We start from the raw sequence: 16,627 nt of genomic DNA on the forward strand, positions 1-16,627 counted from the left end.
CATGAACCACTCCACATCCCTCCCCGGCAAGGTCTACCTGGTCGGCGCCGGTCCCGGCGCGCAAGACCTGATGACCTTGCGCGGCGCCCGCCTGCTGGCGCAAGCCGACGTCGTGCTGCACGACGCCCTGGTGACAAGCGAGATGCTGGAGCTGTGTCCGCAGGCGGATAAAATCCTGGTCGGCAAGCGCTGCGGCCAGCTGTCGACGGCGCAGGCGTTCATCAACAAGCAACTGGTCGACAACGCGCGCAAGCACGCCATCGTCGTGCGCCTGAAAGGGGGCGACCCCATGCTGTTCGGCCGCGCCGACGAGGAACTGCGGGCGCTGGAAGAAGCGGGCATCGAAGTCGAAGTGGTGCCCGGCATCACCACGGCCCTGGCGGCAGCGGCCGCCACGCAGCAGCCGCTGACCAAGCGGGGCGTGTCGCGCAGCGTGGCCTTCTTTACTTCCAGCACGGCGCCGGGCGAAGCGGACCAGACGCGCATCCCCGACTGCGACACCCTGGTGCAATACATGGGCGGGCGCGAAGCCATCGCCACGGCGCAGCGCCTGCTGGCGCAGGGCCGCCCTGCCACGACGCCCGTGGTGGTGATCGAAAACTGCAGCCGTCCCGACCAGCGCATCGTGCGTTTGCCGCTCAGCGCGCTGGCCCATGGCCTGGGCGACGCGCACGGCCCCGTGCTGGTGATGCTGGGCGAGGCCATGGCCACGCGCGCGCAGCAAGCTATCGACGCGCCGCAGGGCGTGCCGGCACGCCGTCATGCCTGAAATAAACACAGCGTATTTTACCGACTTTAAAGTCAGTAACTGACGTCGTCAGAAAAAACATGGTACGATGCTCACGCATCTTTTCTCGAGAAGTTATTGCGTGATAGCAATGAAACTCACGCTGTGCCCCGTCATGGCGCTTGCTGTGCGGCTTCCCCGCTGAGGGCGCCGCACGCCAACCTCCCCGAAAAAAGCTGCGCCGCAGGCTGCAATACCGCGCCGCGCAACTTGATCCGTCACACCCATACATGAATTTCACTTCCATGCGCGAAGCACTGACTTCGCTCAGCCGCAGCAATGCCGGCGTCGCCGGCGCCGTGCTCTTGAGTATGCTCGCCTCCATCGCCCTGTGGACCGTCTTCCCCGATATCGACGATGAAAACCATTTGCTGGAATGGCTGCAGGCGCTGTTCCTGGCCCTGGCCTGCACCGTGCACGGCGTGCGCGCCTGGCAGGAGCCCGACCGGCAGTCACTGCGCTTCCTCATGCACGCGGGCTTGTGCGCCCTGATGTTCGGCTTCCTGCTGCGCGAACTCGACATCGACCAGTTCGGCACGGCGCCCGCCTGGGCACAAGCGGAAAAGGCCTTGCGCGTGATGGAATTGCTGATCCTGATACGCCTGCTGATCTTCTTCGCGCCGCGCGCGCGCAAGGTTTTCGCCCATGCCGGCCAGATTTTCAGCATGCGCATTACCATCCTGACGTTCATCGGCGGCCTGCTGATGGTAGCCGGCTGGCCGTTCGACAAGAAAGTCTTCCATGGCATGCCGGACGCGTACGCGCTGCTGGGCGAAGAGGTGCTGGAACTGGGCGCCTACCTGCTGCTGTTCCTCGCCTCGCTGTCCGACAGCACGGCGGCCGCGCGTATCAGCCTGGCGCCCAGGGGCAAACGCTAAACAGCTTCGAACGAAGAAGGCAGCGGCAGCAGCCGCTGCAAGGCAGCCGCCACGCGCAGCAGGCGCGGATCGTCGTCCTCGGCCTCATCGCAGGTATCGTTGATGCAGAAAAACGGCAGGCTGCCGAAGCGCGCCGCCAGCTCCTTAAGCTGGTCTGGCGCGCGCGCATCGCCGCTGGCGATATGCAGCGGGTCAAGTACCATGTCGCGCGCCAACCCCTGATGCACCATCCAGCGCGGCACCAGGTCGGGCAGCAACGCCGGCACCCGCCATGAACGGAACACCGTCGCGCGCACGCCGGCGAACATGGCGGGGGCCAGCGCTTCGAGCGCATGCAGCGCACTTTTCCGCATGGGCCGCGGCGCATGCGCATACAGGTGCGCCTCGTGCCGGTAGTCGGCGTACTGCGCCGACAGCCATTGCCTGGCCAAGGTGGCGCAATTGACAGGCGCCGCCACGTCGTCGCGCAAATCTTCCAGCGCTTCTTGCGGCGCGCTTTCCGTGAAGGCGCTCAAGCGCCTGTCCTCGCCATCGCCAAACCAGAAGGCCGGCTCGAACGGCGCGCCAAGAAAGACATCGTCATTCAGGTACAAAAAGCATTCGGACAAGCCCGGGATATGGTGCAGATAGGATTCGATATGGCCCGAGTCGAACACGGGCAGCGCGGCGCCGGGCATCAGGCTGGCGTGGTCGATCACCGTCAGGCGCGGCGAGGCGCGCAGCCAGGCTGGCACTTGCCGGTCCGTCAGCAGATAGACATGGCCATGGCCGGGAAAGAAGCGTTCGAGCGCGCGCAGGTTGTAGCGCAGTTCGCCATTGTCGCGGTAGCGCCCCGCCACGTTGCCGTGCAGGGCCAGCTGGCCCGGATGCGCCTGCGCCCAGGCCGCATAGGCCTGCCGCCGGCGCGCGCGCCAGGCGGGATCGGCGCCGTCGACCCACAGGTAGACGATATCGATGCCGCTCAAGACAGGCTGCTGGAACCTGGCGCCGCCACGCAATAATCGGCGATGGCGGCCAGCACGCTGGCGTTCTCGCCCACCGCCTCGACCACCTTCAGGCGTAGTTGCGGATGCCGCTGGCGCAGCTCTTCCACCAATAAGGGCAGATCGCGCAGCACATGCCCGCCCTGCCCCAGGAATACGGGCACCACTGTGGCGTCCAGGGTGGCACCGGCGGGCAGGTCATCGAGCAGGGTTTGCACCAGCTCGGGCAGGCGCGGCGTCATCAGCTCCAGGAACGCCAGGTGCACGCTGGTGCCGGGCATGCGCGCCTGGGTCAGCTCGCGCAGGCGTTCGAACGGCGCGGCCCACGATGCGGCGCGCGCGCCGTGGGCGAAGAGGATCAATGCCTGTTTCACGTGCGTCTCCATCAGTGCCGCTCCACCCACCACAGGGCGCCCAGCGCCAGCAGCAGGTACAGGGCGCTTGGCGCCACCGCCGTCAGGAAGGCGGGCCAGGTACTGAGCAGGCCAAGGTGCGAGAACAGTGTGTTGACCAGCATGAAGCTCACGCCAATCATGATGCCGATGAAGATTTTCAGGCTGATGCCGCCGCTGCGCGTATGCATGTAGGCGAACGGCAAGGCCAGCGCCATCAGCACGAAAATGGCCAGCGGATCGATCAGTTTTTTCCAGAAGGCGATGCGGAAACGCTCCGTCTCCTGCTTGTTCTCGGCCAGGTGGCGCGTGTACACGGCCAGTTCGCTGGCCGACATGCGCTCGGGATCGGACGCCGACACGGTCAGGATCTTCGGCGTCACCTCGGACACCATGTCCTTGCTGGCGCTTTGCACGGTGCGCACCATGCTCGTTTCCTGGCCATAGTAATTTTCCAGCTTCGGTTCGAAACCGGGCGTGGCGGCAGCGCTGTTCGAGAACGCGGTTTCCGTCACATCGGTCAGGCGCCAGACGTTGTTGCCCTGGTAGGTCGCGCTCTTGGCCACCGTCATCGTGCGCAGGCGCATGTCGGTATCGAATTCATACAGCTTGACGTTTTTCAAGCGGCCATCGGGCTGCGCCTCGCCGACGTTGAAGAAGCGCGAACCGGTGACGGTACCCGTCAGGCCATCGCTCTTGACCATGTCCTTGGTCCACAGGCCCGAACGGAATTCGCTCGACACGGCCGCGCCGCGCGACGTCAGCTTGAGGCGCTCGGCCAGGGTTTCCGTGCGCGGCGTGATCAGCTCGCCGAAGATGAAGGTGATGACGACGAAGACGATGCCGATGCGGAACAGGAAGCCGGCCGCCATCGCTGTCGACATGCTCGACGCGCGCATGATGGTAAATTCCGAGCTGGCGGCAAACTGCGCCATCGTATAAATGGTGCCGATCAAGGCGGCGATGGGCATCACCTCATACACGTGGCCTGGCACCAGTACCAGCACGTACAGGAATGCGTACTGGATGCTGTAGCCGTTCTTGCCCACCTTCGGCAGCTCGCCCGTCAGGTCGATGAAGGCCTGCAGGGCGAGGAAGGCCAGCAGGACAAAGAACACCGCCTGGAAAATCGAGACGGCAAAATAGCGCTGTAAAATCTTCATTTCGATGCCGCCTTACTTGTTTTGCCAGCCAGGCGCGCGCGCTTGAACGATGCCAGCAGGACCAGCGGATGGTAGCGGTGATTCACATTCAGGCGCCAGGCGAACAGCGCCACGACGGCCAGCGCCGCCAGCAGGTGCAGCGGCCACCAGGCCACGCCGAACGTCAGGCGGCCCTGCTTCACGCTCGCTTCGACGACCTTGATCAGATTACTGTAGGTGAAGAAAATCAGCAGGGCCACGATCAGGTTGGCCGAACTGCCGGCACGCGGATTGACGAAGCCCAGCGGGATGGCCAGCAGGATCAGCATCAGGCCGATCAGCGGCGCACTCACGCGCCACAGCAATTCGGCCATGGTGTACGGATTCGGATCGGCGACCAGCGCCATGGTGCTCATGGCGCGCACGCCCAGTTCCGACCCCAGCTCCTGCTGCTTGCTCTCGATGCGCATGATGTACTGTTCGAATTCCATGGTCTGGAAGTCCGCCTGCGTCGGTATGCCCTGGTAGCGGCGGCCGCTCTTGAGCACCAGGAAGCGCTGGCCCTTTTCATCGGTATTGATCACGCCTTCCTTGGCGACGACGACGACGGCGCTGCCTTTTTCATCGACGGTGTTGACGAAGACGTTCTGCACCACGTTCTTCTCGCCGCTGACGCCTTCGACGAAGAAGATGCGGTTGCTGCCGGCCGATTCGCGGAACTGGCCCGGCGTGACCTTCTGCAGGTCTTCGCGCTTTTCAAAACGCGCCACGTATTCATCGCTTTTCATCTGCGCCCAGGGCGTGGCGTACAGGCTGAGGATGCCGGTGGCCAGCACCAGCGGCAGGCCAAAGCTCAGCACCGGCCAGATCCAGCGCGACAGGCTCAGGCCCGAGGCGAACCACACCACCATCTCCGACTCCTTGTAGCTGCGCGTGACCACCATCAGCACCGAGATGAAACCGGTGAGAATGAGGATGGTGGGCAGCTGCATCAGGGCGGAAAAGACCATCAATGACATGACGTCGGACGAGGCGATCTTGCCGCCCGCCGCCTTGCCGAGAATACCGATCAGCATCCAGGTGAGCAGGATGCTGAACAAAACAGTGAAGGTGGCCCCGGCGGCACTAGCCAATTCACGTCGAAGGGCGCGTTGAAAGATCATTCGGAGTTTATAATTCGGGTCAGTTAGTTGAGTAACACGTTACTAGTAAATGAAAACGGAGAACCAAATGGACTTTAGCATAAAAGCATTCGATACCAAGAGCACCCTCGGCACGGCCAAAAGCGGATGCATCGCGGTTGCGGTATTCGAAAACAAAAAACTGTCGCCAGCGGCAAAATCGCTGGACAGCAAGGGTGCGATTTCGGCTGCGCTGAAGTCCGGCGACATCAGCGGCAAGCCAGGCAGCACGTTGCTGCTGCGCGCAGTCGATGGCGTCGCCGCCGAACGCGTTCTGCTCGTCGGCATGGGCAGCGATGAAACCGTCAGCGAAAAAAGCTTCGCCAGCGGTGTACAAGCGGCGCTGAAGGCCTTCGGCTCCCTGGGCGCTGCGGACGCCATTATCGCATTACCGCTGACGGAAGTGAAAGAGCGCGACGTAAATTGGGCAATCCGTTGCGTGGTGCAAGCCGCCCACGACAGCGAATACCGCTGCGACTCGCAAAAAAGCAAAAAAGATCCGGCACCAGCCGGCGTGCGCAAGATCGTCCTGTCGGCACCAGCCACCGCCGCCACGCGCGGCGCGCTGGCGCAAGCCATCGCCATTGCCAACGGCTCCGACCTGACGCGCAAGCTGGGCGACCTGCCGGCGAACATCGCCAACCCGACCTACCTGGCCACCACGGCCAAGCAGCTGGCCAAGGACTACAAGTTTGAAGTCGAAGTGCTGGACCGCAAACAGCTCGAAGCGCTGAAAATGGGCAGCTTCCTGTCCGTCACCAACGGCAGCGAACAGCCGCCGAAATTCATCGTCCTGAAACACATGGGCGGCAAGGCCAAGGACGCGCCAGTCGTCCTGGTCGGCAAGGGCATCACCTTCGACACGGGCGGCATCTCGATCAAGGCCGGTCCTGGCATGGACGAGATGAAATACGACATGTGCGGCGCCGCATCGGTGCTGGGCACCTTCCGCGCCATCGGTGAAATGAACCTGAAGCTGAACGTCATCGGCGTCATCGCCGCCTGCGAAAACATGCCGTCGGGCCGCGCCACCAAGCCGGGCGATATCGTCACCTCGATGAACGGCCTGACCATCGAAGTGCTGAACACCGACGCCGAAGGCCGCCTGGTATTGTGCGACGCGCTGACCTACGCCGAACGCTTCAAGCCGGCAGCCGTGGTCGACATCGCCACCCTGACGGGCGCTTGCGTCATCGCCCTGGGCCACCACAACAGCGGCCTGTTTACGCGCAGCGACGCGGCGCACGACCAGCTGGCCAATGAACTGCTGGCCGCCGGCAAGCAAGCCAGCGACACCGCATGGCGCATGCCGATCGAAGAGGCGTACAACGAGCAGCTGAAGTCGAACTTCGCCGACCTGGCCAACATCGGCACGCCAGGCGGCGGTTCGGTGACGGCGGCGGCGTTCCTGGAAAACTTCACCAAGAAGTACACCTGGGCGCATCTGGACATCGCCGGCACGGCATGGAAATCGGGCGGCGCGAAGGGCGCGACCGGCCGTCCGGTGCCCCTGCTGACGACCTTCCTGATCAACCGGGTATAAGAGAACGCCAGAGCAGACCTCCTGCGCGCGGCTATTGGCGGCCGGCGATGCTCGCTGTACATACACAATACAGCGGCGCTTCTCGGCCACCACCAGCTCCCGCTCGCCACGGTTTTGTCAGGCGTCGTTACGCAAGAAGACAGCCGCCACGGTCACTGACCTGGCGGCTTTTTTATGTGTCATTGAATCAGTAGACGACGGGATTGGGCAACGGCGACGGTGCCACCTTCGGCTGCACCACCGTTTCCGGCACGGCGGCTGCGGGCGTGGGCGCGGGCGCGGAAATCGGCGCGGGCGGCGGCGCCAGTCGGGCCGGGTCTTGCATGACGAACGTCAGCACCGATGGATAGTCGAAGCCGGCGCCCGTGTTGCGGTCGACAAAATAGCCGACGCCCAGGGTCAGGATGACATTGCCCCAGACGCTGCCATTGAGCTTGGGATCGATGCTGCCATCGAGCGCGATGGCGGGCGAGCCGTGCTTTTTGCAGTCGACCTTCAACGGCTCCTGGCTCTTGCGGATGGTGATGCGCCCTGGCGTGGTAACGAACCACTTGCCCACGTCATTGCTGAGGATACAGCCGGCGCCCGCCAGCTCGCGGTTGTCCTGGATGGTTTGCACCAGCACCATCTGCTCGGTGTTGCCCGTCAGGGTGGCGCAGCCGCCCAGGCCACACAGCAGCAGCATGGTGGCGGCAAGAGCGGCAGGCGATGGTCCACGCATGGGAACTCGCTTAACGGACGGGGATAGGCTGCTCGCCAGGCACGGCGACGGCGGTGACGCTGTTTTTCGGACTGCCCTCGATCAGGCGGTCGGAATACACCAGGTAGACCAGCGCGTTGCGCTTGCTGTCGACCATGCGCACCACGCGCACATGCTTGAAGAAGATCGAGGCGCGCTCGGTGAACACTTCTTCCTGGCGCGGCAGCTTGCCCTTGAATTGCAGCGGCCCCACCTGGCGGCAGGCGACAGCGGCATCGGCCTTGTCTTCGGCCAGGCCGACGGCGCCCTTGATGCCGCCCGTCTTGGCGCGCGACAGATAGCAGCTGACGCCGCCGACGCGGGGATCGTCGTAGGCTTCCACGACGATCTTGTGGTCCGGACCGATCAGCTTGAAGACGGTATCGACGGAGCCGATGGTTTCGGCCTGCGCCGTGGCGCACGCAGCGCCCAGCAACAGTGTAGCGGCCAGCAATTTATGCATCGAGAGACTCATAGTAGTAAGCCTGCGCGCTCAACCAGCAAGGCTGGCCGGGCGTGCGGGCACGGCCATCAATTGATGGGAGCAAAACGCTGCACCATGACGCCTTCGACCTCGATCAGCTGAAAGAACACGTCTTTCGGCCGGGTCCAGATCGAACCGTCAGCGGCGCGATAGACGATCATCGGCGTCAGGTCCGATTCCAGCGTGGCTTCGCACACCAGTTCGTAGATGCCGCCCTTGTAGTGCCGATAACGCATCGCCGTCCCCTCAAGCCGTGGAATCTTCGCTCTTGTCGTCGGCCAGCGCCTTCTGCTTCATTTTCAGGCCCTGGATCACTTTCAAAATGCCTTCCATGCCGGCAGCGCCATCGGCGCCACTGAAGGCATCGAGCACTTCATTGAGCACTTTGTTGCGCACCGTCGCTTCATCGGACGACATTTCCAGGGCGCGCTGCGCCTTGGCCGCTTTTTCAGCGGCGCTGACCCGCGGCTTGGTCGCCGTCTTGCCATGCGTCAGGGCTGCCTGCCAGATGACCCAGCGGCGCTGCGTCTCGAAAATCAGGTACTCGTCCGGTTTGTCTTCTCTTCGCCGCACAATGTGGCCGTCACGCTGCGCCCACGCTTCAAATGCAGTTCGCATTTTCTTCCTTTGCAAATGCTACGCGCAAGTCTCACTATTAAAACTGCAACATTTCAAAATAGTACCATCTATTGATGTCGCAAAACAGTCTCATAGATATAGTACTGCAATTTATATAACAAGTCTGGCGGCGCCCGGGGAGGAATTGTCATTCCGCCCCCGGGCACAGTGGTCATGTAAGTCGGAATAGCAATTACAACTAATTACAACTGCTTCCTGTCTGGGTGTTAACTTGGCTGTAACAAAGCCGTGTGACACAGTTGTTACATTGTGCCATTTTAGTAGTTTTTATCGCGTTTTAGCGAGAAACTTTACACCTTTATCGTGTTAAATGGCCCCACGCAGCAAGCCGCGCGAGCCACTTATGCCAAATCAATCATAGTGGTTGATCAATCATACACAAAAACATAATATTCATGCGCCACGATTGGTTAAAAATAAATACTTTTTTTATACTCTTTTTCCCTGCGAGCAAATAAAGCGGGCGCTCGGCAAGCTGCGCAGGACGCCAGTGGCGGGCATGCGGTAAGATTCGCGCCTATCGACACGCAATCAGCACTCCGGTCATGACCGCAGTCTTTATCTATCAAGCAAGGATTTTTCCCATGAAACTCGCCACCTGGAACGTCAATTCGCTCAAAGTGCGCCTGCCGCAAGTGCTGCAGTGGCTGGCCGACAACCCGGTCGACATACTCTGCCTGCAAGAGACCAAGCTGACGGACGACAAATTCCCCGTCGCCGAGATCGAGGCGGCCGGTTATCAGGTGGTCTTCAGCGGCCAGAAAACCTACAACGGCGTGGCCATCCTGTCGAAGCTGCCGATCACCGACGTGGTCAAGAACAACCCGCGCTATGAAGATGCGCAGCAGCGCATCCTGGCCGCCACCATAGACGGCGTGCGCGTCGTCTGCGCCTACGTGCCGAATGGCCAGAGCGTCGATTCGGACAAGTATGAATACAAGCTGGGCTGGCTGGCCGCCCTGCACGACTGGCTGGCGGAAGAGGCGCGGCAGCACCCGCAGCTGGCCGTCGTCGGCGACTACAATATCGCGCCCGACGACCGCGACGTGCACGACCCCGTCGCCTGGGCAGGCCAGGTGCTGGTCTCGGACAAGGAACGCGCCGCCCTGCAACGCCTGCTCGACATCGGCCTGACGGACGCCTTCCGCCTGTTCGAGCAGGCGGAAAAATCGTTCAGCTGGTGGGATTACCGCCAGCTGGGCTTCCGCCTGAACAAGGGCCTGCGCATCGACCACATCCTGCTCTCGCCCGCCCTGGCGGCCCGCTGCACGGCGTGCAGCATCGATCGCGTGCCGCGCAAATGGGAGCAGCCTTCGGACCATGCGCCCGTGGTCGCCACCATCGACTAGGCGGTCGCCAGCCGTTCCAGCAGCATGCGCGCATTCGCCGCCGGAACAGGGGCGGAAAACAGATACCCCTGCGCATAGCGGCAGCCGTTCGCCTGCAACAGGGCGAACTGTTCTTCCGTCTCCACGCCTTCGGCCACGGCAGACAATTGCAGGCTGTCGGCCAGCGCGATGATGGCCGCCACGATGGCGCGGTCCTCGCCGCTGTGTTCCAGGTCCTTGATGAAGGCGCGGTCAATCTTGACCTTCTTCACGGGGAAGCGCTTCAGGTAGGCCAGGCTGGAATAGCCGGTGCCGAAGTCGTCGATCGACAGGCGCAGTCCCATCGCATTAATCTGCCGCAGAATCTCCAGCGTATGCTCGCCGTGCTGCATCAGCGCCGTCTCGGTGATCTCGAATTCCAGCAGCGACGGCGAGATGCCCGTCTCGCGCACGGTGTTGCCGATGGCCGCCACCAGGCCCTTGTGCATGAACTGGCGCGGCGACAGGTTCACCGCCAGCGGCACCGGCTGCAGCCCCTGGCGCAGCCAGGCCATGCTCTGTTCGCACGCCTGGCGCATGACCCACTCGCCGACCGGCACGATCAGGCCGTTTTCCTCCATGATGGGAATGAAGCGGTCCGGCAGCACCAGGCCGTGGCCGGGCCGGCGCCAGCGCAGCAGCACTTCCATGCCATGCAGGCGGCGCGTGGCGATGTCGATCACCGGCTGGTAAAACAACTCGAACTGCTGCAGCGCCAGCGCCGTGCGCAAGCTGCTTTCCAGGTCAAAATGCAGGGCCGCCGCCTGGTTCATCGTCTGCGTGAAGAACTGGTAATTGTTGCGGCCATTGCCCTTCGCATGGTACATGGCCGCGTCGGCATGGCGCATCAGCGCGTCGACGTCGCCGCCATCGTCCGGGTACACGCAGATGCCGATCGACGGCGTGACGTGCAGCACGTGGCCATCGAGCGGAAAGGCCGGCGTCAGCGCCTCGATGATTTTCTCGGCCACGCGCGCCGCTTCATCGGCGCCGCGGATGCCGGGCACCAGCACGACGAATTCATCGCCGCCCAGGCGCGCCACCGTGTCGCTGGCGCGCACCGCGCGGCACAGGCGTGCGGCCACTTCCTTGAGCAGCAGGTCGCCCGTCATGTGGCCCAGCGAATCGTTGATGGTCTTGAAGCGGTCGAGATCGATGAACATCACGGCCAGCTTGCGCCCGGTGCGCTGCGACGCCAGCATGGCCCGCTCCAGGCGGTCCGACAGCAACGCGCGGTTCGGCAGGCCCGTCAGGTTGTCGTGGTAGGCCATGTGGTGCACGCGCGCCTCGGCCTGGCGCCGCTCGACGATCTCCCCCTGCAGCAGCAGGTTGGCGCCGGCCAGTTCCGCCGTGCGCTCCTGCACCCGCAGTTCCAGTTCGTCGCGCGCGCGGCGCACCGCTTCGGCCGCCTCGCGGCGCGCCGTCACATCGTCGACCAGCCACACCGAGCGGCCATGCGCATGCGCCAGGTCGAACGGCCGCCCGGACAGGCGCGCCCAGAAGCGGCTGCCATCCTTGCGCACCAGCTGGTATTCCGACATGTGCACCCTGCCCGCCTCGAAATCGCGCGCCGTCTCGCTGCGCGCCGCCTTCCAGGCCGCCATGTCCGGATACAGCGCCTGCACCGACAGGCCGTTGATCTCGCCGGGCGCATAGCCGAACAGCTCCTCCATCTTGCTGTTGCTGCGCAAATTGAAGCCGCCCTCCACCACCGAGATGCCCAGCACGGCGCTGTCGAGGATGGCCTGGTTTTCCAGCAGCGCGTTGCGCAGGGATTCCTCGGCGCGCTTGGCTTCCGTGCGGTCCTCGATGATCCAGATGGTGCCGGCGGCGGGATCGCTGGGGTTGACGACATAGGCGATCAGCTGGGCCCACAAGGTCGTGCCGTCGCGCCGCATCATCTCCACTTCCGTCTGGAACGGCTTGCCCACGGAGAGGAAGGGAAACGCGGCCGCGCCCAACAAGTCGTACGATTGCTGCGACACGTACAGCGCGCGCCCGGGCAGGCCCAGCGCCTCGTCTCCGCTGTAGCCGAACATGGCCGCAAAGCCCAGGTTATAGCGCGTCAGGACGCGGTTCTTGGTAAACAGGATGCTCACCGAGGCATTCGTCATGATGGCCGCCACTTCCATCTGCGTCTGGCGGCTGGCCGTGACGTCTTCGAGTATCCAGATGGTGCCCTGCTCGCTGTGCTCCTGGTCGACGGCCTTGGCGCGGATGCGGCACCAGAACAGGCTGCCGTCGCGGCGGCGGAACTGCGCCTCGTCCTGCTCGTATGGCAGCCCCTGCCCCAGCAGCGGCGTGGCTTGCACGCCGAACTCCTCGTAGGCGGCGGGTGAAGGAAACAGGTCGGCGGCGGGACGGCCCGTCATCTCGTCCTGCGTATAGCCGAACATGGCGGCAAAGCGGGGATTGCAGCGCAGGATCAGGCGCGAACGGGAAAACAGGATGCCGACGGAGGCATTGTCGAGGATCGCCTGCTGCTCCAGCATCAGCTGGCGCGTCGCCTCCTCGGCCGCCTTTTGCGTGCTGCGGTCATCGAACAGCCAGATCGTATCGCGCAGCGCGCGGTCAGGCTGCTGCTCGGGGTTGAGCACATAGCCATAGGCCAGCGCCCAGAACGTGGAGCCGTCGCGGCGGCGCATTTCCATCTCGCCCTGGAACGGCAAGCCGCGCCGCAGCAGGGGCGCCGCCTGCCGCACGACGTTGTCATACGCGGCGCGCGACGGGTACAGGTCGGCCACGGGCAGGCCCACGCCGCTGTCGCCCTCGAAACCGAAGCATTCGGCGAAGCGCCGGTTGTAGCGCAGCACGCCCTTGTCGCGCTGGAAGCCGATGGCCAGCGGCGCGTTGTCCATCACGGCCTGCATCTCCAGCACGGCGCGCCGCAGCTGGTCTTCGTCGCGCCGGTGGTCGCTGATGTCTTCGATGATCCACACCGTGCCGTCATGCGTATTGAGCGGGTCGACGGCGCGCCCGTGCAGCCGGCTCCAGAACAGCGAGCCATCCTGGCGCCGCAATTCCAGCTCGGCGCGGAACGGCTTGCCCTTGGAGAGCAGCGGCGCCGCCTCGAGTCCCAGCGCGCGGCAGTCGGCAGCGGAGCGGTACAGCACCGCGCCTGGCAAGCCTGTCAGCTGGTGGCGCGCATAGCCGAACATTTCGGCGGCGCGGATATTGCACTCCTCGATGAAACCGCCCTTGGAGAACACGATGCCGACGGCCGCGCTTTCCAGGATGGCCTGCTGTTCCAGCAGGGTCTTGCGCAACGCTTGCTGGTCGCGCTGCTGCACGCTGATATCGGCAAACACCAGGGTCGCGCCGGGCAGGCCGTCGCCGAGCTGCAGGGGCTTGGCCCACACCTGCACGCCGATAGTCGCGCCGCGCCCCTGCAGGCTGCTGTCCCAGTGGCGTTCGCGGCCCGCCGCGCCCAGCGCGCCGCGCAGCATGCTGGCGCTCGAGGCCCGGTAAGCCTCGCTGAAACAGTCGGCCAGCGGACGGCCCGAGATATCCATGCCCAGCAAGGCGTGCAGCGCGTCATTCGCCGCCACCACCATGCCGCCGGCATCGCAGGCACAGGCGGGCAAGGCGATCAGCTGCAAGGCATCGGTGATGACATCGGGACTGGCCGGTACGCGGTTCATGGACACCATGGGACGGTTAAAGGCAAAGTAAGCATGCGCCTGGAGAAAACGCCGCCAGGCATCATGGTGCTGTCAGATCATAAACCAGTTTCCACGGGTTTTTTCATATTCCTTCTTGGCAATAACTGAAACACCACAGACCACTTGCAACGGGCCTGTTGCAATGACGTTGCACGACGAAAATATGAAACAAATCGTTTAGAATAAAGCATGCGCCGCCCTTCCCATCCGCCCCTCGACCACCGCGACAAACCCGTCATCTGGACCGTTTCCGTCTCGCGCCTGTTCGACCTGTTCCGCGACATCACGCTCGAATACGACGACCTGGCGACGATCGAGCCGATCAACCTGGGCTTCGACGATGCCGTGCGGCATATCCGCGAACGCATGGCCACCGAGCGCTGCGACGCCGTCATCGCGGCCGGCTCGAACGGCGCCTATCTGAAGGGCCGCCTGTCGGTGCCCGTCATCATCGCCAAGGCCAGCGGCTACGACGTGATGCAGGCGCTGGCGCGCGCGCGGCGCATCTCGCCGCAGATCGGCGTCGTCACCTACCAGGACCCGATGCCCGAACTGGCCGAATTTGCCGCCACCTTCGGCTTCCAGATCGCGCAACGCACGTATGCCACGGAAGAGGATGCGCGCGCGCAGATCAATGAACTCAAGGCTGCCGGCGTCAAGGCCATCGTCGGCGCGGGCCTCGTCACCGACCTGGCCGAAGAGGCGGGACTGGCCGCCGTCTTCGTATATTCGGCCACAGCCATCCGCCGCGCCTTCGACGACGCGCTGGAACTGGCGCGCCTGACCCAGCTCGAATCGGGCCGCGGCCGGCGCGCGGTGGTGGCCGACACCCTGCGCGCGCGCCACGGCTTGCACGATCTGCGCGGCGAATCCGAGGCGATGGAAGCGCTGCGCCAGTCGGTGGTGCTGTATGCGCGCTCGCCGGCGACGGTGCTGATCCAGGGCGAGACGGGCAGCGGCAAGGAACTGGTGGCGCAGGCGATCCACCGCGAAAGCCCGCGCAGCCTGGGCGCGAACCGCCCCTTCATCGCCATCAATTGCGGCGCCATCGCCGAGTCCTTGCTGGAATCGGAACTGTTCGGCCACGAAGACGGCGCCTTTACGGGCGCGCGCCGGGGCGGCCATGCGGGCCTGTTCGAGGCGGCCAACCATGGCACGCTGTTCCTCGACGAAATCGGCGAAATGCCGCTGGCCCTGCAAACGCGCTTGCTGCGCGTGCTGGAAGAGCGCGAAGTGGTGCGCGTGGGCGGCACGCGCCCCATCGCCATCAACGTGCGCATCATCAGCGCCACGCACTGCGACCTGGAACAGCGCATCCGCGAAGGCCGCTTCCGCGCCGACCTGTTCTACCGCCTGGCCGTGCTGCGCCTGCACCTGCCGGCCCTGCGCGAACGCGCCAGCGACATCCCCGGCCTGGCCGAATGGTCATTGAAAAACGCGCTGGCCGCCCTTGGCGCGCGCCCGCATCCGAACCTGCACGCGGAAATTACCGGCTGCGCGCCGCTGCTGCGCCGCTACGCCTGGCCCGGCAATGTGCGCGAACTGCGCAATCTGGCCGAGCGCCTGGCCTTGTTCCTGGCCGCCGAGCCGCTGCAGGCGCTGACGCCCGCTTTTGTCCTGGGCGTGGCGCCGGAACTGGCGCAGGGCGCCATCGCGGTGGCGCCCCCGGCCGCGCCAGTGGCCATCGCCGCGCCGCGCCTGGAAGAGGAAAGCGCCAGCGCCGTGCTGGCGCGCTTCGGCGGGCGCCGCGACGCGGCCGCCAGCTACCTGGGCATCAGCCGCACCACCCTGTGGCGCCGCCTGCGCAGCGGCTGATTTTTCATTCTTTCAAAGGCGACAGCATGGACGACTGGCCTCATTTGCACGCGCTATGGCAGCGCTGTACCCGCCCCGCCGGCCAAGGCCGACCCGCTGGCCTGGCGCGCGACCAGCAGGACCTCAAAGCCCTGTACGCGCGCGGCATCTCGCTGGAAGACACGCTGCTGTTCCTGTACCAGCAGCGGCCCACGCTGGAAGCCTTCACGGCCTGGCTGGCCGCCCGCACGCGGCCGCGCCCGGCCCACGCCGGCAGCGCGCACGAGGACGTGCTGTCGGCCGACGAGCTGCGGCATTTCGAAGAACACGGCTACCTGGTGCTGCGCGGCGTGGTGCCGCCGGCGCAATGCGCGGCGGCCCGGCAAGCCATCTGGGATTACCTGGCCGCCAGCGCCGGCGAGTCCGCATCGTGGTACCGGCCGCACCCGGGCAAGCGGGGCTTGATGCTGCAGTTTTCCGACCATCCTGCGCTAGAAGAGAACCGCCACAACGTCCATATCCGCCACGCCTGCCAGCAGCTGTACGGCAGCGGCACGCGCATTTATCCCAGCATCGACAAGGTGAGCTTCAATCCGCCGCAAACGCCGGAGCAGCACTTCGCCGGCAGCGCCCTGCACTGGGACGTCAGCCTGCAGCTGCCGATTCCGTTCAAGCTGCAGGGCATGCTGTACCTGAGCGATTGCCCCGCGCGGCATGGCGCCTTCCACTGCGTGCCCGGCTTCCAGCACCGCATCGGCGCTTGGCTGCAAGGCGTGCCAGCCGGCCATGCACCGCGCGCCTGGGCCGTGGAGCAGCTGCAGCTGGTCCCCGTCGAGGGCAAGGCCGGCGATTTCATCGTCTGGCACCAGGCCCTGCCCCATTGCGCCACGCCCAACCACGGCCCCGCACCGCGCATGGTGCAGTACCTGACGTACCTGCCCGAGGAGTGCCCGGATCACGATGAGTGGCTCTGAGCCACCCACCCCCGCCTGCCGCCGTTCATCCTGCCGCCAGCCGCCACCTTGCGGCCATCGGT

At 64.7% G+C, this 16,627-nt stretch carries 15 protein-coding genes; 6 read left to right on the forward strand and 9 right to left on the reverse strand.

Annotation, left to right across the window (positions count from 1 at the left end; translation table 11 throughout):
- Window position 1 precedes the first annotated feature (1 nt).
- Entirely contained in the window at window positions 2-769 is a 768-nt protein-coding gene (cobA, locus tag BM193_RS06960) for a uroporphyrinogen-III C-methyltransferase (protein WP_092798519.1), read from the forward strand.
- Window positions 770-1,032: 263 nt separating this feature from the next.
- On the forward strand, window positions 1,033-1,665 hold the full coding sequence (locus BM193_RS06965; protein WP_092798518.1) for a hypothetical protein: 633 nt from the start codon (window positions 1,033-1,035) through the stop codon (window positions 1,663-1,665).
- Here the strand turns inward: BM193_RS06965 and BM193_RS06970 are convergent.
- Genes BM193_RS06970 through lptF form a run of 4 tightly spaced genes read right to left on the reverse strand, consistent with a single transcriptional unit; the run spans window position 1,662 to window position 5,345 of the window.
- Complete coding sequence (locus BM193_RS06970) at window positions 1,662-2,630, reverse strand: Stealth CR1 domain-containing protein (protein ID WP_254785923.1); 969 nt, start codon at window positions 2,628-2,630, stop codon at window positions 1,662-1,664. The genes BM193_RS06965 and BM193_RS06970 overlap by 4 nt on opposite strands.
- Window positions 2,627-3,034 carry a sirohydrochlorin chelatase gene (locus tag BM193_RS06975; RefSeq protein ID WP_092798516.1) on the reverse strand — a complete coding sequence of 136 codons (408 nt, stop codon included), beginning with the start codon at window positions 3,032-3,034 and terminating at the stop codon, window positions 2,627-2,629. The genes BM193_RS06970 and BM193_RS06975 overlap by 4 nt, the downstream gene beginning before the upstream one ends.
- Window positions 3,034-4,203 carry an LPS export ABC transporter permease LptG gene (gene lptG / locus BM193_RS06980; RefSeq protein ID WP_092798515.1) on the reverse strand — a complete coding sequence of 390 codons (1,170 nt, stop codon included), beginning with the start codon at window positions 4,201-4,203 and terminating at the stop codon, window positions 3,034-3,036. Before lptG ends, BM193_RS06975 begins: the two co-directional genes overlap by 1 nt.
- Window positions 4,200-5,345: an LPS export ABC transporter permease LptF gene (gene lptF, locus BM193_RS06985; RefSeq protein WP_092798514.1), complete on the reverse strand. Its 1,146-nt coding sequence runs from the start codon at window positions 5,343-5,345 to the stop codon at window positions 4,200-4,202. The genes lptG and lptF overlap by 4 nt, the downstream gene beginning before the upstream one ends.
- A 67-nt stretch (window positions 5,346-5,412) precedes the next feature.
- On the opposite strand from lptF, the gene BM193_RS06990 reads away from it, so the two are divergent.
- A complete protein-coding gene (locus BM193_RS06990) occupies window positions 5,413-6,906 on the forward strand; it encodes a leucyl aminopeptidase (RefSeq protein ID WP_092798513.1) in 1,494 nt (497 codons plus the stop codon).
- 187 nt (window positions 6,907-7,093) lie between these two features.
- On the opposite strand, the gene BM193_RS06995 is transcribed toward BM193_RS06990, so the two are convergent.
- The 4 genes from BM193_RS06995 to BM193_RS07010 all read right to left on the reverse strand — a co-directional run bounded on the left by BM193_RS06995 (window position 7,094) and on the right by BM193_RS07010 (window position 8,747).
- Window positions 7,094-7,627, reverse strand: coding sequence for a hypothetical protein (locus BM193_RS06995; RefSeq protein ID WP_175533183.1), 534 nt, complete (start codon window positions 7,625-7,627; stop codon window positions 7,094-7,096).
- Window positions 7,628-7,637: 10 nt separating this feature from the next.
- Entirely contained in the window at window positions 7,638-8,108 is a 471-nt protein-coding gene (locus tag BM193_RS07000; protein ID WP_092798512.1) for a CreA family protein, read from the reverse strand.
- Window positions 8,109-8,176: 68 nt separating this feature from the next.
- Entirely contained in the window at window positions 8,177-8,365 is a 189-nt protein-coding gene (locus tag BM193_RS07005) for a DUF1653 domain-containing protein (protein ID WP_065306721.1), read from the reverse strand.
- Window positions 8,366-8,375: 10 nt separating this feature from the next.
- On the reverse strand, window positions 8,376-8,747 hold the full coding sequence (locus tag BM193_RS07010; protein WP_092798511.1) for a phiTE_015 family protein: 372 nt from the start codon (window positions 8,745-8,747) through the stop codon (window positions 8,376-8,378).
- A gap of 605 nt (window positions 8,748-9,352) precedes the next feature.
- On the opposite strand from BM193_RS07010, the gene xth reads away from it, so the two are divergent.
- Entirely contained in the window at window positions 9,353-10,117 is a 765-nt protein-coding gene (xth, locus tag BM193_RS07015; RefSeq protein ID WP_092798510.1) for an exodeoxyribonuclease III, read from the forward strand.
- Here the strand turns inward: xth and BM193_RS07020 are convergent.
- Complete coding sequence (locus BM193_RS07020) at window positions 10,114-13,776, reverse strand: sensor domain-containing protein (protein WP_092798590.1); 3,663 nt, start codon at window positions 13,774-13,776, stop codon at window positions 10,114-10,116. The genes xth and BM193_RS07020 overlap by 4 nt on opposite strands.
- Before the next feature lie 210 nt (window positions 13,777-13,986).
- Here BM193_RS07020 and prpR point away from each other — a divergent pair, with 210 nt between their 5' ends.
- Both prpR and BM193_RS07030 read left to right on the forward strand, forming a co-directional pair.
- A complete protein-coding gene (gene prpR, locus BM193_RS07025) occupies window positions 13,987-15,612 on the forward strand; it encodes a propionate catabolism operon regulatory protein PrpR (RefSeq protein WP_092798509.1) in 1,626 nt (541 codons plus the stop codon).
- A gap of 26 nt (window positions 15,613-15,638) precedes the next feature.
- On the forward strand, window positions 15,639-16,565 hold the full coding sequence (locus BM193_RS07030; RefSeq protein ID WP_139176179.1) for a phytanoyl-CoA dioxygenase family protein: 927 nt from the start codon (window positions 15,639-15,641) through the stop codon (window positions 16,563-16,565).
- Window positions 16,566-16,627: the final 62 nt, after the last annotated feature.

This window comes from Janthinobacterium sp. 344, assembly GCF_900112025.1.
Classification (GTDB): Bacteria; Pseudomonadota; Gammaproteobacteria; order Burkholderiales; family Burkholderiaceae_D; genus Janthinobacterium.